A 19359-nucleotide genomic window follows, 5' to 3' on the forward strand; every position below is an offset into this window, starting at 1 on the left:
TGGAAAGCGACGGTACAAGGCCGATCGCGTTGAAGAATGGTGGTGAATGATGGCATGGCGAATTTCTACGAAGAGCTGGCGCAAGACCTCGCGAAAGTACCCTTGGAGGTACACGGCGTCTACCGGACGAAGCTTGCGGGCGGGCTGATCTACGACGGCCATGTCAACCAGCCGACAACCAAGTGCGCTGTTATCGTCTGCTTGCGGGGACAGGCCGAATTTCGCTTCGATGAAACCGAACGCTACACGCTGGAGCCGGGCAAGGTGCTGCTCGGCGGGCAGCACAAGCGGCTGGAAATTCAGACTGCCCCGGACGGATTCGAATACTGCCTCGTGCACTACTTGCCCGTCAGTCCGCATGGGGAAGATACGCGGCGATTGACAGACGTGTCCTTGCTCCATGCCCCGCTTGACCCCGAGTTGCATCAACTGCTGGAGCAACTGCTGAAGACGGCTTCTGCCCCGGACAGCATGGGGCTGCTGGGTAAAAAAGCGCTGTTCTACCACCTGCTGAACAAGGTGTTGCAGTCCGAACGCCTTCATCAAAACAAAGACAGCCATGCGTTGATCGACGAGGCGATTTTATACATTCAGGAAAATTATGCGCAGCCGCTTTCGCTCGGCCATCTGGCCAACCGCTACGGCATGAAGGCGAAATACTTTTCCTACCTGTTTCACAAGTACGTGGGAATTGGCCCGATTGACTATTTGATCCAGTACCGGATGAATCGGGCGCACGAGTTGCTATTGACAGGACAATTTTCCGTATCCGCCGTCGCCAAAAGCGTTGGCTACCTCGACGCTTACTACTTCAGCAGGCTGTTCAAGAAGCACAAAGGCGTTTCACCAGGCCGCATAGGGCTGTACCTCAGAAGAAATCGTCCATCGTAAAGTCGGGAATTCCTCCATTTTCATGGGGCAAGGAACGTGGTACATTCATATTTGTCAATGAGAATCATTATCAAATGTGATGCACACAGAAAGGATGCCTGACGAGGAATGCGAATAAAGTCATGGGCTATGATGGTCAGTCTGTTATGTTTGATTTTGCTGCTTGGAGCTTGTTCCGGCGCGAACACCCCGAATCAGAACGCATCGGGCGGCGACCAGAGCGCGAAAACGAGCCCGTCTCAGGAGCAGCAAGCCCCGGCAGCGACGTCTGGGTCGACCTCCCCGGAGTCCGCTGCGTTCCCCCGTACGATCAAGGACGCGAACGGAGACGTGACGATTGAAAAGCAGCCGAAAAAGGTTGCCGTCGTCCATTGGGGGTATGCGGATTCCTTGCTGCTGTTCGACGTGCCGTCGGTCGCGCTCGCGCTGCCGTTTACCGAAAAACAGTCCGTGCTGCATTCGGAAAGCTACAAGCCGTACGTGGAGAAAGTGCAGGAGCTGAAAATCGTCGGCGAGAACACCCAGGTGAACATGGAGGCGCTGCTCGACTACGGTCCCGACCTGATTATCGCCGGAAATACCGTCAACAAGGAGATTTTGGCCTCCCTGCCGCAAATCGCGCAAACCGTCGTGATCGACGAGCAGACGACCAGCGTCTGGGCGGACTGGCAGTCAGTTGTCACCAAGTTCGGTGAAATTTTGGGCCAGGAAGAGACAGCGAAGCGCTATATTGCCGACTATCAGGCACAGTTGCAAAGCGCCAAGGAGAAGCTGACAGCCCTGGACGGCACGGTGGCCTTCGTGCAAGTTCGCGACAAAGCGGTGTGGCTGCAGGGCACGAATTATTTGAAGCCTTATTATGAAGGCATGGGCCTGAAGCCTCCGACCTCTGCCAATCTGGATATGCAGGAAGGGGCGCAAATCACCCTCGAAGGTTTGAGTGTGCTGAATCCCGACTATTTGTTCCTCGGCTATTTCAATTACAACGACAAGACCATCCCCGCCCTGACGGATGAATGGGACGACACAGCAGTGTGGAGCAAGTTAAAAGCCGTGCAAAACAAGCATGTGTACGGAATCAACGGCGAGCTTGCCCTTGGGTACGGCCCGATCGGGAATATGTATGGGGTTAAAGCGGTGCTTGAGGCGTTGGGGAGATAGAGAAATTGGGATGTAGGAGGTAGTAGGGAAAAGGCTGTGGCGTTTGCCGTGAGGGGGCGCTGCGGCCTTTTTTGCGTTGGTTCAAAGGCACGGAAGCGACAGCCGATAAGGGCATCCACTCTCGTAACTATTGGTCATAACCGGGAGATCATAGGCTACAGATGTAGAAACTTCATCAGCAGCTTCAATTACTCCTCCTTGCCCAAAACCAATCATAACCATGGATTCCTTTTCAGGAAAAACATAACCCTTCATTGGCAAATAACGTGCCGCTAGCTAGGTCAGCCTCCGAATCTATGCTTATTCATCTTTATTTGGATAAGGTGTAAACGCCCCATCTTGATTAAGAATGGGGACTATTTTGCTTACGTCAAATTCAGATGCGATCGTTACATCATCCTGGTAGCCCATTGCAATCAATTCCTGACCAGAGCCCGTTTTAACAAGCCACTGTGGAAGCTTGTCTTTCATTTGCATCAAATACTACGACAGCAGTTAAGGCTTCTGGAGACAATCGCTGCTCTTCCAATTGGCTTAAAATTGCTCCTGCTGCCATCAAATCCTCAAATGCCGGGCGCAAGCTCCCGTCTGGCCATCTTTCGCCACAAGCAATTACCGACACAACCCCCTCACTTTGCCTTGCAAAACTGGCTACTGCCGATACATTCCTAAAGCATCCCGCCACGACTGTTGCTTTTGACTCTCTCGCAAGGAATGAACACGTCGCTCCATTTGGAGAAGGCAGTACAATCCGACTCCCAAACGGTATCGTTGAAAGCTCATACGGTGAAAGCGAGATCGGTTCGCCGCGTTTGCCTGCTACTATCGCATTGACTTGATCTGCGTACTCACCAGCTGCCTTTCCTTTTGACGGGTATGGAAAGACTGTTCCTCCTCGATTCAATACAACATCTACACATGTCGTAAAGGAAAGAACATCAATAATCACCACGATATCCGATAGAGCCGCTAGTGTCCTTACTCCTTCATACCCCCAATCAAAGCGCACATCTGCGCCAGTTTGTTGGAAAAAAGTTAAATCGTCCATTTTCCTCTCCTTTTTCCCCGAATATCAAATTACGGTAAACAAAATACACAGTAAAGATGGACAAGCTTTTTACTTGCTGCGTTGCCCATTGGATACGAAAGCCAACGCATAGTTGGACCAAGATTGATGGGCGATGACCTGCACTTCCGGTCACTCTGCAAAATGGCGGACTACGTTACACACCCTTCCATTCTCCGCTCAGATTAGCACGACTGTTCTGATTACTCAAGGAGTCGATGCTACATCCTTTTCTGAACGGCTAGGTCACTCTACAATTCCCCCCATGAACGTGTACGGACCACGCTCGAAGTTTTGCCGATAAAGAAGCCTGCGCGCAATTCTCGATTCAATCCATACTGTATACAAAATCGACCAAACTGTGATGATCCTTAGGAAGCGGGTAATTTTCAAATACATTGCTTAGATTCTTTGTAGCCATATCATAATAAAAAAGTCCATACTGGTTATTGGCATCCCTTCCTAGAACAAACAAGCCTTCCGTATTATCCCTCGGGTAAAAAGTTTTCACTTCCTTAATACCCGGAACATCAAAATCTTCGACCTTTTGACTGTCGATATACAATATTTTTAGCGTCCTGGGTTTGGACGAACCCATAAATGGATCGTATGTCATTAAGATTCTATTTCGATCAAGCTGCCTGGTGAGTCTGATTTCAAATTGGTCCGTATGGTAGATCGGCTGATAATGTCCAAAATCCAAATCCATCAAATAGAGTGTTTTTGGTCGAATATGTGTAACTTCCGTAACTTTACGTGTTCTCATTTCGGAATCGGAAGCAGTAAGGCTTAATAACTTCTTCGTCGTATAATTATAGGACAACGAGAAACACCAGGTGTCATCGTCGTCTGGATTTAGATAAGTAAATTCTCTCGTCGTCCGATCAAAAATAGCCGGTTGAGTAACGGTAACGAATTGCGGTGCAACGTTTGTAATCATTTTGTTATCTACTATAAACAAATCATTGAAAAGAAACTTGCCAAAGGTTAATTGTTTTCTTTCTTTCGTTTTTAGATTATATTCATACAAATTATCAACTTCGTCACCTGTAACGCTATCGCTAAAATACACTTTATTGTTCCGAAGATCTGCAAAAGCCACCGGATACCCAGGATCTACAGGAACCCTCAAGATTTCCGACATTTTTTGATCCTGAATCGAATAAAGGTACAACACTAAAGAAACCCCGTCAGCATCATTTTTTCCATTATTATAAACTGTAGCTGTTATGTGCAAATATTCCTTTAATTCTCTTTTTGCATTACCCTCAAGTGTATGTTGATTTATAGCAATGATAGCTAAAATAATAACAACGATGATGCTGCCAAGCGTTATCATTCTCTTTTTCATATTCAAACGTTACTCCTAAGCTAAAGATTTTGAATGATATCTTGTTGGAGTGGTATACGCCATTACTTCTAAAAGAACAGCGTATACCAATGAAAAAAATTAAATCTTAACAACATTAATGGGCATGTCGGCTCGCGGTTAATAAAAGACTATCTAGGTATGCTCTGATCCGAAAATCTCTTATGGTAATACCGTACATTAGGCACTGAAGTATCTCTTGTATTCCCCGCAACCGTTTGCAAATTGCTTAATCCCCAAATATCGATAATAGCATCAGGCAAAGTCCCTACAGATGCCTGATAAAAAGTAAAGGCTTTATCTGTATCTAGGACGTGTCTGAAAACTAAAGAAAATGTGGTATGATTTAGGAAAAACGAATGGAGCAACGAGCATGATTCAAAGACGGTACGAAATAAACGATGAACAGTGGGAACAAATTCAGGACATGTTCCCCCCCTATCGAACAGGACGTCCGTCCAAATTAAGTAATCGTACCATGTTTAATGCCATTCTTTGGATTGCCCGAAGTGGTGCGGCTTGGCGAGATTTGCCGGAAGAACGTTATGGTTCATGGAAAACGGTCTACAGTCGCTTCTGCAAGTGGAGAGATACCGGATTACTTGTCGCCATCTTCCAAGCTCTTCACGTAGAACCTGACTTTGAAAACTTGAGCATCGATTCTACATCGGTCAAAGCTCATCAACACAGTGCGGGTGCTAAAAAAACGCAGAAGGACACGAAGTAAATCAGCACATAGGCGTCAGCCGTGGCGGAAAGACAACCAAACTTCATACCGTCGTCGATGGATTAGGGAATCCCCTCGCTTTTCTTCTCACGGGGGGGCACGTCTATGATTCCGTTCCAGCGATCAATTTGCTTCAAGGGTTTGATCTTACGGGAAGCCATATTGTTGGTGACAAAGCCTACGGCTCAGAAGGCATTCGGCATTGGATTACGGCTAAGCAGGCAGCGTACACCATCCCGCCTAAAGCGAATAATAAAAATCCTTGGAAAGTGGATTGGTACCGCTATAAAGAACGGCACTTGGTGGAGTGCTTCTTCAATAAAATCAAACATTTTCGACGAATCGCTACTCGTTACGACAAGCTGGCCAAATCATTCCTAGCGTTTGTATATGTCGCGTCCATCTTTAAACTAACTCAATAATGAGTTTTCAGACACATCCTAAATTTCTTATTGTAATATCCTTATCTCCCTTTTTAGAATAATCATACTCTTTATGAGTAGCACAATCATAGTTTTTCAGCTTATTATCTCTATTGCCGATTGAACCAGTAAAATAAGTCGCTCTGCCTGTTCCTAGAAAACTGTCGTCACCAGCCTGATACGTCAATACGTTTCGATCATCCTTCCCCCATTTCCACTGAACATTGCTAGCAGCACTGGGAACCGCTTTTTTCGAATTGGCATTACGATTCAGTGCTGAAACCGGCTCATTATGAAGGGAATAACCAGAAGGATCGTTTTCATCCGCATAATAAATGTTGTTTAGTTCGCCCGTAACTTCATCGTAAACTACTTTCATTCCCGGATAAATTTCAGGTAGAGGTGCTTGAATATAATCGCCCGCCACACTCATTTGAAACGCTTTTATTGCCAATTCATTCTCAAGCTCAATCTGCCTGGCTTCTTCTTCTGTCGCATCTTCAGGAATTTTCGCAATATGCGGTCCATCCAAATTCCTGGAAACTTGTCTAACATCGAAATTGGGATACCCGCCTTTTTCTACGACAATCTGAAGATTATCATCATAAATCAATACTGTGCCAGGGGTAACATGTACTGCGGAATCGTATTGTCCTCACGAGCAGATACTTCAACCGAACTCAAAAATAACTCAGCCGACATGGCAACAACTAAAAATGCAGGTAACTTTCTTTTCATAAAATGATCCCCTTTCTAAAAAAATCCGCACTTACTGCTGCTTGAGTAGACAAAATGGTAAAGTCGCAGCGTCGATCAGCAAACGTTCCACCTCACTCCTTTCCTCCTTTTATGGTTCATGCAGAATTTTCTCCACTCTCTTCCAGCACTTCTGTCGCACTAGTTGCCAGTCATACAAGTTTTCGGAAGTTGACTGCCATTTTCGGAATAGCTGCAATCCTGTACCAAACGGTTTATAGATGACTTGTATATTTGTAAAATATTTATCTAAATTCATTTTATTGGAATTTAAATGAAGTGTAAATCTAATTTTTTGTTCAAGTCCATATTTGTGTGTAAATTCCCCTCCCTCGATTAGAGGTAATCGTAAAATAGTCCCCATTACACAGGTTAATTGACAAGGTTATTGTCTCTAAGGATGGTAGCATTACCATACAGTATACCTTCAAAAACCTAATAATGATGAAGGGAGCCTAGTTACTGGCTCCCTTTGTACAGACAAAATAAACCTCTGACATTTTACCCCACTCCAACCCGCATTCCACCGTTGTCCGTAAAAATAAAGTCCTGGTTCAACTCCCCCATTTTCTCCATTTTTGACTCCATTTTTTCAACCAAAACATTATTGTTGTGAGAATAAAATATTGATACAAAAACAGGGGAAAGGCTTGATCCGATTGGATTCTGCTTTTCCCCCGATTTTTTGCTCTGGTGTTCTGGCAAAGGTTTATTCTGATTTTGTCAGGTGTTTATTGTGAATGTCAAAGGTTTATTGCTTATCTACACCCTTGTCAAAAGCAAAAATAGTCATCTTACGCCCCGCCCATCTCCCCCACTGCCACTCCCGCTTACAGCCCCAAGGCTTCTCAGCCTTTTCTCCTCCATCATCCCAATTTTTTCCTGCAATTAATGTCGTGATAAGAAACGAGTAAAAATCGAGTTCAGGACGAGCAAAATCGGGGGCAAAAAAGCAATTAAAGTCGAACGAAGAGCAGGGGAAAAAACAGGAAGAGCCTGGGGATAGGACCAAAGATTATCGGAGAAAATGATCGAGAAAAAACAGGAGAAAAATGTTCGAAGTCCTTGCCCCACAAGGCTTTCCTTCTTCTCCCCTCATAATAAATCCTCTCCCCTGATTTACGAAAAAAGCCGAGGAAAAACAGGAGTGGATACCCGCATCTCGCTCGGCTGGTGGCACGACTATTTAAGCTTTCGTACGACTGTTTATGCTTTGAGATCACTGAAATTGCTTGTTACATAGTAGGAAAATATTCTGTAAGGGTATAGGAACTTCCCAATTATTTTATTACGACCTTTACCTCATCACTACACAATAGCGTGCCTCGCCGATACACACGACAAATCATTTTGTGAGTTCCCCGATAAAGTGTTGTTTCCTGTACGTTAAGCCCAGTTTGCGTATGCCCCTTATCTAATCCACATTCATCACCAGTGTTTACTACTTCCCATAATACGGCATCAAAGTCATGGAAATTTGGAACAGCGTTAAAATAAATCGTTCTGTTTTTCGGGACTCTACCCCCAATGGTCTTTAGATTGATTCGAATGCTTGGTTTCCACTCGACAACAGCTACGATGTCAACACGATATTGAGAGCTTGCACTTTTTGCAAGAGAACGATTTTCGGCGGTTTCCGTAACAAGCCCTCCCCAATAGGAATGATCAAAAAAGTCATTCCAAGCTGATATGGCTTGGTCTTCCGTGCATTCATCTTCAAAAAGTACATCTAACTTCTTTATGTAGTTCGTGAGCCGAACACTTAAATTTTTAACCTTTTGTTCATCTTTTGCTGTTAGCAATAAACTTGTGCTGGTGTCAGTTGGATTATTTACTGATTTATCTGTATTCAACCGATCACGAATCTCTTTGATTGTGTAGTAAAATGTTTCGTCGAGACGGTCTTTAGATTGGATGCATTCTTCTACCAAGACCGATTGCACCAACCCTCCTGGCATTAGCCAGCCGCTTCTTGATTTGCAGAACATCTTTAACAATCGAACAACTTTTCGGATGTTGCCATCAGATTCGGTATTTTTTGTGTTGAACCAATCCGTGATGGATCGAGGATTTCTTAAACGCCACTGGCTTCCGCAATGTTCATACTCATATTCATCTTCTTCGTTTTTATATCTTCGGTAAATCGCAAAATCGACATGATAGCCGTCTGCATATTCAACACGAACTGCGTTGGTCAACGCTTCAGGTTCAGTTTTGAATTGCTTACATTTTCTTTTCAAAGCATCTACTACGATATTTTTTACTGAAGTAGTTCTCTCTGGAATGCTATCTTTATCAAAGACGATGGCAACGTCAATATCATACTCGCTTTGATCATTCTGAGTAATGGTACTCATAGCCATGCTTCCTTGCTCAATTATTTCAACAACGGAATAGCTGGTTTCATTTTCAGTATTGTATTCCTGCAATCCAGACTTTAATCGGCTTATATTTAAGTCTTTCTTGTCTCTAAGGTTGTTCTGCTCATCTCTTGAAAGAACAACATGATCGTTGTAAAAGGTGTTAAATTTAGAGCTTAAATTATACATGATCATTTCCCCTCTCTTTCTATGCCGAAACTAAAAATGTATCCCTTGTTACTAATGAACCTTTTTGAGTTCCGTTTAATACGATCCCCCAAGGATATTTAATTGTTCGTTGACGATCATATTGGTACGATATGATCTGTACCATACGATTGTCATCCATCAGTTTCCCTAATTCAAAAGCCAAGCAACTTTGTCCAGAGTAAAGAAGGTGTATCTTCTTTATATTAGGGTAAGCTTGCTGTGTATCCATCAACACCATATACACCGCATTGCAATAATCCTTTAGCTGTTCCTTGTACTTGATTGCATAATCCATCGGCTGTGGTAGTGATAGGTAAATTTTTGGACATGAAAACTGAGCGGTGTCCTCGTCTGTAATTTGAGAAGTTACGCTAACTGCGATAACAATTTCTTCTTCCTGCGTTCCTCCTAATGAATCCAAGGGAGGATTTTGCACTAATTGAGGATATGGTCTGCTTGTCCAACCTGTTTTACAGTTTGTCAATTCATAGTAGACATCATTTAGTTTGTTGTATTCAAAATACTCATCTAATACATGTCTTTCAAAAAATTTACCTGCCAACATGATGAATGGAATCGGTGCAATCCCCGTGTAAGCTCTTTTTTTGTCTCTACTCTCCACTTTAAAAGCTTCGATTTTATCAGATAGCTCTTCTTGTATCTCCTGAGCTATTGCTTCATTGATACCTTTTCGATACAGTCTGATAAAATCTATTTCTTTTTCCTTAAATTCAAATGGACTCAAATTCAAATCATTTTGATGATGTTCAATTCGTTTGTCAAAATATCCATTGATGTTAAGGATATACATTTTGTTTTTAATGTAGAAATGAAAGTATATTCCTCCAATAAGCAGAATGAACCCAGTAATAAGTTGAAGATAGTTGGTATCCACTTGTTGATTAGACAAAAATGCAAACAATTTATCATCGAACGTCCCAAATGATCCAAATATTAACTCGATACCCATTGTAATGAGAAGACCTGAAACAGCTTCTTCTCTTCTTTTCTTCACAAAGTTATTTATTGCAAAAAATAGCCCCACAATAAATATTAGAACTGAAACAATTGAAAAAATCATTGTTACGCTCATATAAGCTCCCCTCCGTCAGTAAATAAACAATTATCTTATTTATCTTATTACCAACTAATTTGAAATAGTATTCGAATCGATTAGATACCTTTCAAAAAGGAATGGTAATAAAAAATCAGGTTCACTCCACCTCTTCTCACCTTAATGGTAACTTATAAGCATAACCACATTATAGCACATACGTTCGCGTTTGGTGCTTTACTTACTTTTCTGTTTTAAATTGAAACTCCCCACACCCCAATTTATCTGCCTGCTCACTTTTGTTTAATTGATTCCAGACTGAATCCGCTTTACTCTTTTCATTCACACCATTTATCGTTTGATACTTCTCAATTTCCTCCTTAACTTCCATGTAATGGGTTTTCCTTCCCAAACGTCGAAGAGCTTCTATCGCCGCATCTCTAATCTCTGCCCCCCTAAGCGGAACTTGCCTTACAATAACTTTATCGCCAGTAAATTTTTCCAACTCGTTTTGAAATGCATTGATTGAAATATCTATTTGCTTTATTTCGATCTGGATTGCTTCTAATTTATCCTTTAGTAAATCCCTCTCTCTAACTTTCTCCTGAAGCATTTGACGGATTACCTCTATTTTTTGTTGTTGATTAGTCATTTACATTGCCTCTATTCCATCATTTTTTCACTACAATCCCATGCTATTATAGTTACTTCAATAGAAATACTATTTAGAGATCTCTCCAACAGTAGTAGAACTGTATTTGGCAAACGGAAAATGCAGAGTTTGGCAACGAACGACATTCACGGATATACATGGTTTGACATGGAGCCTCTACAGGCACAATTTCTTGCAAAAGAGCGAGACAACAGTATTTTACAAGACATGGGAGCCTATTATGCCCGCCTCTCCATGTAAAACCAAATGAATGGCAACTGTATCAAAAACGGTTGCCAAACTATGCACTTTTATTTTGCCGTATACACAGAAAACAAAGAATCTGTCCTTATCTCCTAATACCACGTTTACTTTTCTTAATCCGATGATCACTCCTAACAAACATATTAAATGCATCCGAATATTAATACGCACCTTCCTTCCAATGTACAGCCTTCAACACTATTGTTCATAGTGATGAGGCGTTCGCCAATTCTTTGATCGAGTTGTAAAGCCCCATTCTGAGCCGATAATTCAAAAGGTTCTCCATCCCTTTTAAGAACCTTTTTCTAAATTCCTATTCCGTTGTTTTTCCAGATATTGTATCATGTAACCGTAACGATCTCTCCCAAATAAAGACTACCTGCATATAGCTTTTCGAATTATTTTGTAAAGATGATAACTTTCTGAGGAGGCACAGAATGAGCTTTCACAAAGAAAAAAACATTAAAGTAGGGAATATCGTTGAGAAATCATTAAATGGATTGAAAAGTCGCCTCGAAAATGATGGAATTTTATTAATCCAAAACGAAGAAGGGTACGTCGAACCGAACAAGTTCTCTTTTAACCCTCCTGCTTCTCTATCTCAAATTAAGCGTTTTAAAGATGAAACTGGCCTAATCCTCCCTGCCGATTACCAATCATTTTTATTGCTTCACAATGGAGCACGGCTCTTTGTTCATCCCTATTACGGAGGCGGAGTGGAATTACTGAGTTTAGAACAAATGTTAGAGTATAGATTTGACTATTTGCCTGATGGATGTTTTATCATTGCTTATCTTTTCGATGGATGCCAAGTCATTATTGACACCAATAGATATCAGGAAGGAAATAAAACAAGTTATCTATGGTATCTTGATAGTTGCTGTCCATTCGATGATGCACTGGATTTGCACATGAATTTTGAGTTATGGTTAGATAGATTGATTATCGCTCAGGGGTGTGGTTACTGGCATTGGCCATCATCGACTGGTAATTCCTACTACAAGCAACGATAGAACCTTGTTTTGTGTGCAACTTAGTTATTGGAGAATTTCAGGAGATTTATATTTTCTTAAATAGTCCCATCTCAAATTACACAAACCTAAACGCAGACAAAAAAGTACCCTCTAAACGGGACTGTAAAATATTTTGTGTAAACTCTCATTCCACATTCCATTACAATGAAACAAAGTGAGGTTGAGAGAACACATGGGACTCATTCCAAAAGACCAGCTGCGCCAACTTATCAAAGAACACAACTTGCAAACCATGGAGGATGTTCAAAAAGCCCTGAAGGACATTTTTGCAGAAACACTGCAAGAAATGTTGGAGGCCGAATTGGATACCGAATTGGGCTATGCCAAGCATGACAGCAAGCAGAAGCAGACGAAAAACAGTCGGAACGGCTATAGCAAAAAAACGGTTACGTCTGAGTATGGGGAGTTGGATCTCACGATTCCCCGTGATCGTCTTGGAGAATTTGAACCTGCGATTGTCAAGAAACACCAGAGACATGTAACGGGTATTGAAGATCAAATCGTCTCTATGTACGCCAAAGGCATGAGCACACGGGATATTCAGGATCATTTGCACAATCTGTATGGACTTGAGGTATCCCCGACCCTTATCTCCAACGTAACAGCTAAACTGTTACCTCTTATCAAGGAATGGCAAAATCGCCCGCTGCAAAGCGTGTATTCCGTTGTTTTCATGGATGCCATTCATTTTAAGGTAAAACAGGACGGGCAAATTATCAGCAAAGCCGCCTATATGGTCATTGGCATTGATTTGGAAGGCTATAAGGACGTTCTTGGCATCTGGATCGGAGAAAACGAGTCAGCCAAGTTCTGGCTACATGTGTTGACGGATCTGAAAAATCGTGGCGTTCAGGACATTTTGATTATCTGTGTAGACAATTTAAAAGGCTTCAGCGAAGCCATTGCAGCCAGCTATCCGCAAACGGAGGTTCAAAAATGTATCATCCACCAGATCCGCAATTCCATCAAATATGTGTCGTACAAGGATTTGAAGAAGATTACTACGGCCTTGCGTCCGATCTATACGGCCCCAACGGAAGAGGCGGCTCTCCTGGAATTGGATCAATTTGAGGAGACCTGGGGAAAACAGTATCCCCTGATTGTCCGGTCGTGGCGGAGTAACTGGGATGAACTGGCGACCTTTTTCAAGTACTCCCCTGAGTTGCGCAAGCTCATCTATACAACGAATATGATCGAAAGCTACCATCGACAACTCCGGAAGGTGACAAAGGGAAAAAGTATCTTTCCGACGGATGAATCGCTACTCAAAATGCTATATTTGGCGACGATGGATGTCATTCGGAAGTGGACAGGGCGGGTCCAAAATTGGGGGCAAATCCTTCTCCAGTTGACTGTACATTTCCCAGAACGGGTACAGATTCGATGAAGGGCTTTACATGGAGGGGCGGGCATGATAGGCTACTTTGCCTTGCGATGGTGTGAACTTCTCCATCGCCCAATCGCAAGAACTCATGCCCGCCAGTGGCTCCATGTCAAGCCCGACATATGAAGCATCGTTTTCACGTTTACACAAAAATCTTGACAGACTCATCCTTCCCTTACATCTGCTTTTTATTGGTAATAAGCCCTGACTCCCGTAACTTTTTCATCAAAATACAAACGTATCCTTGTGAAATACCCAATTCTTTTGCCAATTCCACTTGAGATGCTTTCGGATTTACCAGGAACGCCTCATGTAGCTGATTCAGTAACTCGGCAGATTTGTTTCCTTTATGTTTTTTCCTCTTCTTTGTATCCATGACGGGCTCAGAGATTATAATCTCATTATGTTCGGTAATAATGCTCCTATCCCCTGCGTCCACCTCCGATGATGGCACTATTTCTCCTATGCATGTATGGCAAACCAAATATTTTTTGAAGTACACCATTTCATCGCTAAACTGACCACAAAATATACAAGTGTTCCCTTGATATTTTTTCAGGATGATCGTTTCGTTTTCTGTATCAATGAAAATTTCTAAAGGATCTTTGATCTGGACATCGAGTACATCACGAAGTTCCTTTGGTATAACGACCCTTCCAAGTTCGTCCACTTGTCTGACAATTCCAATGCTTTTCAAGAAAAGTCCCCCAATTCCAAACTGCTCTTTCCCACAACATCTACGATTACCACTATTTTACTTGTCATGTTTCCATTACTCAATAAAAACAAAAGACCAGAGGAGTCACTCCACTGATCTACTTTGCCCAGGAATTAGTCATCAGATAAATGATGCGTTTCACGGTTATGTTCATATTCTTCTTCCACTTCTCGTATCAAATCTGATGGCTTTATTTGAAGTGCATAGCATAAAGCAAAGACGGTGTTTATGGTGGGCTTCCTAATTCCACGCTCTACTTCCGATAGAAAGCTTCTGTCAATATCAGCGTTTAGTGCCAAGTCTTCCTGTGACAGTTTCCGATTCTTTCTATGGTTGCGTAATATCTCACCAAAAATGTTCTCAATCAAGGTTTTACTCCTTTTTGAGAACATTAGAAGATAAACTACACCACAACTCTATAGGCTATAGCCTACAAAACCAATTTATTTCATGAAATCCCCATCCATTTGTGCTATTATGCTTTATAGCAATGCTAAATTATACCTTCTTTAGTAAAATAGGCGGGATTCAGCATGAAATATACTGGTAGAATCGTTTTGACTATTTTTGCTTTTTTATTACATTCGATGTATATCGTCTATTATTTTTGTCGAGACGGAAAAGTTGAACCATTCGATGTATATACCTATCCTCTCTTGATAATTTGGGGATATTGGACTGGCAAACAGTATGATAAGGTCAAATTTTTTTCTGAGAAAGATGAATTGACAGGGCTGTTCAATCGAAGATTCGTGATAAAAAGTTTTGAAAAGATCGCATCATTAGCTGAACGAGCAAATAGCAAGCTATTTTTATTGGTTATTGATTGTGACAATTTCAAACATATTAACGACGACTATGGTCATGATAAAGGTGATTTGATTCTAACTCAGATAGCTGAAACACTGGTTAGATCAACACGAAAAAGCGATATCTCCGCTCGCTGGGGAGGGGACGAATTCCTGGTAATTGGTCATTACAAAGATGAGGCTGGACTACAAACTCTTATCATGAGGCTGCATAATGATTTAGAAAATCTTTCGAATCAAGTCAGCATAGAAGTTAAAGTTTCGATTGGTTCAGCGATCTTCCCTGATCAAAGTCGGGAATTAGACGAACTAATCAAATCAGCCGACCAAAATATGTACATGTATAAGGAACAGAAGAAAACGGGGGTCAAGTGAAAAATAGTTCGCTTGTCCCTTTCTATTTAACCACCAAAATGGAGGTATGGAGGATGAATCAAAATCAGAACATCCGTGATGTAAAGCTAATCAATAAGGCAGGGAAAACAGGGCTGACAAGAGAGGAAAAGGAGATCATGAAGCAGATGAAAGGGTCTGTTACATCTCCTTTTGATCTTGACTCGATCCGTGAGCGGATAAAATACGGTGATCAGGAGGAAAGCAGGGATTGGAAGGCAGAAAACAGAACGGAGTAGGATTTCGATAAGGGGATATTTCCTCAGCTCTGTTACACGAAAGGTAGGTGGTACTTCATGAAAAGAAAGCTGAATCAAGCAGATTTATGGCTCATAAATGAAATCACCAGCGAATTACAAGAACATTTCAACATTTCCTTAGAGAAAGCCCAAGAATGCATTCAGAATTCTAACTTACTGCCAATGCTTTATTCTGACCCTGAATTCGTCCACCATGAAGGTTCCCGTTGGGTGCAAACAATAGCAATGCATAACAAACTTATTGGTCAAACGAAAAATAAGCATATGGACCCTGAGAAAAAACGAGCGGCTCTATTGGCTGGTGGCTCTGTTAAAACCAAGCATCAAATTAATTCCCTTGAAATTTGCCGACAAGTGCGAGGAAATGAATAGTTCGTTCAACACTTCGTAGACATTATTACGAGACAAAACAAATTGAGATAGGTGATTAGTTCAAAAAGGGCAAAGCAACTCAAGCTCGTAAGGGAGGTATATTATTATGAATGATGCACGTCAAGACAGCTCGGCTACCAATCATACTACCAAACAGCAATCTAACCAAGAGAAGGCAATCAGTCTTGCTCGACTTGCTGGATCTGCCAAACTAAATGAGTATGTTGACCTTATTGCTATCATGAGAACGGCTAAGGGAAAATGAGGAGCAGGAATTCATTAGAAAACAAAACTTGAGGAGTGAACTGTTTTGACGAGTATTAAGCAATGTGTTTTTTGCGGCTGTACAAATGTCCCTCCTGCCGAACTGGAAATCGCCGTGGAATCCAAACACATTATAAGTGTGAAAGTTAATGGGTTCAAATGTTCTCAATGTGGAGAAGAGTATTTCCATTCAGACGCAATTAAAATTATAGAGGAGATTGAAAAGCTAAAGTGATCTATCAAGAAGGGATTAATAACTAACAGTAGCATTTTCCCTTATCTACACTTCCAAAAGTATACGCAACAATGGCAATGTATACGAATCAAATTTTTCATGATCGTCTAATCGAATCCATGCAACTTCTATAATATCTTGGTTCGACTCATTTTGGTTATCAAGATAGAGTTCCCCGCCTAAGAGTTCGGCTACAAAGGTGAATTTTCCACTTTCTTCATGTAATTGCTTTGTGATTCGAATGTCGTATCCAGTTTCTTCTTTCACTTCCCTGATACAAGCTTGCTCTGGAGTTTCGTTTTCTTCCATTTTTCCACCTGGGAAATTCCAAACAATATCCCCTCGTTCGACATACTGCTTGACCATTAATACTCGATCATCTCGAATGATGATTCCTTGAGCAATCATAAGACGACTCTCCCCTTTCCTCGACCTTGGATCCTGTTTGGAATAAACGATAAATCCCTCGTCCAATTCGCTCAAAATCATTATACGTAACAGCATGGTTAGCGACGGCATTTATACAACATCTTGAAGTGATATGCGTGCAAATGGTCGAAACGTTCAAATTGGGATTCTTGCCGAGCATGTATTCCACGATCTCACCAACTTCAAACTCATTAATGCCTTTTCGCTTTATGATCTCACGCACAGCGGCTAAGATTTCATCTCGATAGTTTTTTGATTATTGCTTTTTCTGCTCTTGAATGTACTGCTCGGTCATTTTATCATACGCCTTTCGCTCGGAGTCTGAAATTTCATCTGGAGAAACAACGAAAATACCATTTGCCTCATCTTCAAGCTCCTCAACTTTTCGATCTGACAGAAAGCCATCTTTCATTTACTCCAACCTCATTCCTATATTTTCCCGACTTTCCGCTTCTCGATCTTCTTCTGAGCAGACTTGTAAACCCAATAGATCATTTCGGTCAGATTGACCAAAGCCAATCCCCTTTCCTCTACGATTGAGTAGGTGTTAGATCCAAGGTCACAGTTTATGCGGACTCCATCGAAGTAGATTCTTTCAACTGGAGTATGTCCATGGACAATTGGTTTGCCTTTGGTAGCAGATAAAAGCAGGTCTTTAGAGATGCTGTAAAAATCCATCTCCTCCATCCAAAGAATTTCCCTATTCTGGCCGTCTAACGGTTCGTATGGGTTAAACCCTGCATGGGTGTAAACAAACTCATCGTCTTCGAAAAACAGGGGTAGGGAACAAGCCCAGGATATATGCTCTTGCCTACGCTTCTCATCTGGAAACGCCTTTTGGAAGCTTTGTACTGTTTCGTTTCCTCCATGGCTGAGCCACAACCTGTCGCCACGTTCAAAATACCAACTCATCATCTCCTCGTGATTGCCGATGATCGCTTGAACGTTATCAGGATGCTTTTCCATTAATGCTTTTACTTCCTTAACTACTCCTGCACTGTCCTTGCCTCTGTTTATCATGTCCCCGCCAATCACAAGCTGGTCTTTCGTCAAATCGACTCCGACATGCTTCAGTAATAATCTCATTCCTTTTAGATCGCCATGGATATCCGTAATGAAATATTTCAACTCTTCATCCCCTTCTGCTTACCAATATCCCACTTTTCAACATCACACCTATTTTGGACGACAATTCTTACATTTTTCCGCTCGAAATGTTTCTCTTCCTTCTACAAGATCATCAGTAAAATAATAACGCCCATTTTTTCCTGTATTCTCCAACACCTTCACTCGGAAGCTTGAGATATTCACATCTGAACATCCTGTAGTATGTATCAGCCTTCTCGTTGTGTCGATTATGACGAAATATCCATCTCGGATCGCTTTATAATGCTTAAAATCTTCCTCACCGAGAATCTCAATGTTCATTTTGTCTTCCCCCACTTCTTTGCCATTTCCCTTATTTCCATTATGATTGGATATCCCGTATATTTCCATATATCCTCTCACTTTCAATGAATTTCAATTGCCTAAGTTCCAACTATGTTGTCTCAATTGAACAATAACTGCACCAACGTTCCCTTTTTAAACACAAAGGGATCGGATTTTGGCATTCAACCGATTTTTCCGATCCCCTACATATCATCTAAATTTTCTCAAAGGATTGTACAATTTGTTCAAAGTCATCGCCTATAAGCAACTTCCCAGTCATCGCCTTCATGAGCTTTAATACCAAATCCCTTTTTCCGTGATCAACCAACTGATTGGCGATCTCTATTGCCTCCACCACCCTCTCATAACGAGAAAGATTTGTCTGTAAAAAGGGAAGAAGAACAAACCTGGACAATTCCTCGTCCGTAAGTTCACCAGTATGTCTCACTTTTCTGGCGAGATCTTCGGAAATTTCATCACCATCAATTCGGCTCATCCATATAGCATCCGAGATCCTGTATTTGATAGCACCGAGATCTATGGAAGTTTTTGCATTGGATATCGCTGGTCCAAATACGACAACGGTATTTATCAATTTCTCGTACTTTTCATAGATCTTCAAATTATGTTCCATTAATTGAACCATCAATTCATCCAAATCTTTTGGATTCGGCGAGGCGTGAAGCACAAAATAAAGCAGGCTATCATCTTCTAATCGGAATAGTTCCTCAATCATGACTCTCTCTTTTCGAAGATTTACAATCTCAGTCGGAACATGCTCAACAATTCGCCCCAATTGAATGCCAAACGCCGAAAGAAAATCATTACCGAATGCTTGAATAACTGAGCTACTACTCATGTAGCCAAATCCCCCTTTACTTTCCTCCCGCAACTATTCATTTCAATCCAACCTTTTTTCAACTTCAGACCTGAATCCCCTGTTCTTCCACCTCCTACATATTGAGCATTTACCTCTCATCCTGTTTTATTGGTAACTTTGTATTATATGTCGATGCGAGGGAGAAATAACTTTAGAGGCTGGGTTTAATAAAAACAGGGATCATGGGTTCGAATAATAATGTCTTCCCTCTGATCCCG

General features: G+C 41.8%; 25 protein-coding genes. 10 read left to right on the forward strand and 15 right to left on the reverse strand.

What is annotated here, in order from left to right; translation table 11 throughout:
- The first annotated feature begins 54 nt into the window (after positions 1-54).
- Together BA6348_RS25110 and BA6348_RS25115 are read left to right on the forward strand one after the other, a co-directional pair.
- Complete coding sequence (locus tag BA6348_RS25110; RefSeq protein WP_122953005.1) at positions 55-891, forward strand: helix-turn-helix domain-containing protein; 837 nt, start codon at positions 55-57, stop codon at positions 889-891.
- Positions 892-999: 108 nt separating this feature from the next.
- Complete coding sequence (locus BA6348_RS25115) at positions 1000-2052, forward strand: ABC transporter substrate-binding protein (RefSeq protein WP_122953004.1); 1053 nt, start codon at positions 1000-1002, stop codon at positions 2050-2052.
- A gap of 439 nt (positions 2053-2491) precedes the next feature.
- Here BA6348_RS25115 and BA6348_RS25120 read toward each other — a convergent pair whose 3' ends face one another.
- Both BA6348_RS25120 and BA6348_RS25125 read right to left on the reverse strand, forming a co-directional pair.
- Positions 2492-3100: a 2-phosphosulfolactate phosphatase gene (locus tag BA6348_RS25120; protein WP_007786244.1), complete on the reverse strand. Its 609-nt coding sequence runs from the start codon at positions 3098-3100 to the stop codon at positions 2492-2494.
- Between the two features lie 346 nt (positions 3101-3446).
- The gene (locus tag BA6348_RS25125; protein ID WP_005836871.1) at positions 3447-4469 is read right to left on the reverse strand and encodes a hypothetical protein; all 1023 of its coding nucleotides are present in this window, start codon (positions 4467-4469) and stop codon (positions 3447-3449) included.
- 391 nt (positions 4470-4860) lie between these two features.
- On the opposite strand from BA6348_RS25125, the gene BA6348_RS25135 reads away from it, so the two are divergent.
- Positions 4861-5636, forward strand: a protein-coding gene (locus BA6348_RS25135; protein ID WP_170206163.1) for an IS5 family transposase whose coding sequence is annotated in 2 segments (ribosomal slippage) — positions 4861-5188 and positions 5188-5636 — 777 coding nt in all. Because the reading frame shifts where the segments join, the coding sequence is not laid out codon by codon here.
- Positions 5637-5643: 7 nt separating this feature from the next.
- Here the strand turns inward: BA6348_RS25135 and BA6348_RS25140 are convergent.
- The 5 genes from BA6348_RS25140 to BA6348_RS25155 form a co-directional block, all read right to left on the reverse strand.
- The gene (locus BA6348_RS25140; protein WP_242507412.1) at positions 5644-6249 is read right to left on the reverse strand and encodes a hypothetical protein; all 606 of its coding nucleotides are present in this window, start codon (positions 6247-6249) and stop codon (positions 5644-5646) included.
- Positions 6246-6374 (reverse strand): hypothetical protein, encoded by a 129-nt coding sequence (locus BA6348_RS27750; RefSeq protein ID WP_255320498.1) that lies wholly within the window; start codon positions 6372-6374, stop codon positions 6246-6248. Before BA6348_RS27750 ends, BA6348_RS25140 begins: the two co-directional genes overlap by 4 nt.
- Positions 6375-7672: 1298 nt before the next feature.
- On the reverse strand, positions 7673-8941 hold the full coding sequence (locus BA6348_RS25145) for a cyclic GMP-AMP synthase DncV-like nucleotidyltransferase (RefSeq protein ID WP_165329013.1): 1269 nt from the start codon (positions 8939-8941) through the stop codon (positions 7673-7675).
- Between the two features lie 19 nt (positions 8942-8960).
- On the reverse strand, positions 8961-10055 hold the full coding sequence (locus BA6348_RS25150) for an SAVED domain-containing protein (RefSeq protein ID WP_026558525.1): 1095 nt from the start codon (positions 10053-10055) through the stop codon (positions 8961-8963).
- A gap of 202 nt (positions 10056-10257) precedes the next feature.
- Positions 10258-10668, reverse strand: a complete 411-nt coding sequence (locus BA6348_RS25155) for a hypothetical protein (protein ID WP_005837032.1) — start codon at positions 10666-10668, stop codon at positions 10258-10260.
- Positions 10669-11369: 701 nt separating this feature from the next.
- On the opposite strand from BA6348_RS25155, the gene BA6348_RS25160 reads away from it, so the two are divergent.
- Together BA6348_RS25160 and BA6348_RS25165 are read left to right on the forward strand one after the other, a co-directional pair.
- Positions 11370-11945 carry an SMI1/KNR4 family protein gene (locus BA6348_RS25160; RefSeq protein ID WP_005837034.1) on the forward strand — a complete coding sequence of 192 codons (576 nt, stop codon included), beginning with the start codon at positions 11370-11372 and terminating at the stop codon, positions 11943-11945.
- A gap of 193 nt (positions 11946-12138) precedes the next feature.
- Entirely contained in the window at positions 12139-13353 is a 1215-nt protein-coding gene (locus BA6348_RS25165) for an IS256 family transposase (protein ID WP_122953491.1), read from the forward strand.
- A gap of 172 nt (positions 13354-13525) precedes the next feature.
- On the opposite strand, the gene BA6348_RS27755 is transcribed toward BA6348_RS25165, so the two are convergent.
- Positions 13526-14047 (reverse strand): AbrB/MazE/SpoVT family DNA-binding domain-containing protein, encoded by a 522-nt coding sequence (locus BA6348_RS27755; RefSeq protein ID WP_081414801.1) that lies wholly within the window; start codon positions 14045-14047, stop codon positions 13526-13528.
- Positions 14048-14181: 134 nt separating this feature from the next.
- Complete coding sequence (locus BA6348_RS25175) at positions 14182-14436, reverse strand: helix-turn-helix domain-containing protein (RefSeq protein WP_026558470.1); 255 nt, start codon at positions 14434-14436, stop codon at positions 14182-14184.
- Positions 14437-14601: 165 nt separating this feature from the next.
- Between BA6348_RS25175 and BA6348_RS25180 the strand changes: the two genes are divergently transcribed.
- The 5 genes from BA6348_RS25180 to BA6348_RS28155 all read left to right on the forward strand — a co-directional run bounded on the left by BA6348_RS25180 (position 14602) and on the right by BA6348_RS28155 (position 16401).
- A complete protein-coding gene (locus BA6348_RS25180; RefSeq protein ID WP_026558471.1) occupies positions 14602-15252 on the forward strand; it encodes a GGDEF domain-containing protein in 651 nt (216 codons plus the stop codon).
- Between the two features lie 53 nt (positions 15253-15305).
- A complete protein-coding gene (locus BA6348_RS25185; protein ID WP_026558472.1) occupies positions 15306-15509 on the forward strand; it encodes a hypothetical protein in 204 nt (67 codons plus the stop codon).
- Between the two features lie 57 nt (positions 15510-15566).
- Complete coding sequence (locus BA6348_RS25190; protein WP_005834419.1) at positions 15567-15902, forward strand: hypothetical protein; 336 nt, start codon at positions 15567-15569, stop codon at positions 15900-15902.
- A gap of 106 nt (positions 15903-16008) precedes the next feature.
- The gene (locus BA6348_RS26950) at positions 16009-16167 is read left to right on the forward strand and encodes a hypothetical protein (protein ID WP_165329014.1); all 159 of its coding nucleotides are present in this window, start codon (positions 16009-16011) and stop codon (positions 16165-16167) included.
- A 114-nt stretch (positions 16168-16281) separates the two neighbouring features.
- Positions 16282-16401, forward strand: a complete 120-nt coding sequence (locus tag BA6348_RS28155; protein WP_353505646.1) for a YgiT-type zinc finger protein — start codon at positions 16282-16284, stop codon at positions 16399-16401.
- A gap of 45 nt (positions 16402-16446) precedes the next feature.
- On the opposite strand, the gene BA6348_RS25200 is transcribed toward BA6348_RS28155, so the two are convergent.
- The 6 genes from BA6348_RS25200 to BA6348_RS25215 form a co-directional block, all read right to left on the reverse strand.
- Positions 16447-16809 carry an NUDIX hydrolase gene (locus BA6348_RS25200; RefSeq protein ID WP_005834415.1) on the reverse strand — a complete coding sequence of 121 codons (363 nt, stop codon included), beginning with the start codon at positions 16807-16809 and terminating at the stop codon, positions 16447-16449.
- Positions 16778-17053, reverse strand: coding sequence for a DUF7669 domain-containing protein (locus BA6348_RS28160; protein WP_420796657.1), 276 nt, complete (start codon positions 17051-17053; stop codon positions 16778-16780). Before BA6348_RS28160 ends, BA6348_RS25200 begins: the two co-directional genes overlap by 32 nt.
- A gap of 33 nt (positions 17054-17086) precedes the next feature.
- Positions 17087-17242, reverse strand: a complete 156-nt coding sequence (locus BA6348_RS26955; RefSeq protein WP_165329015.1) for a hypothetical protein — start codon at positions 17240-17242, stop codon at positions 17087-17089.
- A gap of 17 nt (positions 17243-17259) precedes the next feature.
- Positions 17260-17958 carry a metallophosphoesterase gene (locus tag BA6348_RS25205; protein ID WP_026558473.1) on the reverse strand — a complete coding sequence of 233 codons (699 nt, stop codon included), beginning with the start codon at positions 17956-17958 and terminating at the stop codon, positions 17260-17262.
- Positions 17959-18006: 48 nt separating this feature from the next.
- Positions 18007-18258, reverse strand: a complete 252-nt coding sequence (locus BA6348_RS25210; RefSeq protein ID WP_100228563.1) for a hypothetical protein — start codon at positions 18256-18258, stop codon at positions 18007-18009.
- 217 nt (positions 18259-18475) lie between these two features.
- Positions 18476-19120, reverse strand: coding sequence for a hypothetical protein (locus BA6348_RS25215; protein WP_005832245.1), 645 nt, complete (start codon positions 19118-19120; stop codon positions 18476-18478).
- Positions 19121-19359: the final 239 nt, after the last annotated feature.

This window comes from Brevibacillus agri (assembly GCF_004117055.1).
Taxonomy (GTDB): domain Bacteria; phylum Bacillota; class Bacilli; order Brevibacillales; family Brevibacillaceae; genus Brevibacillus; species Brevibacillus agri.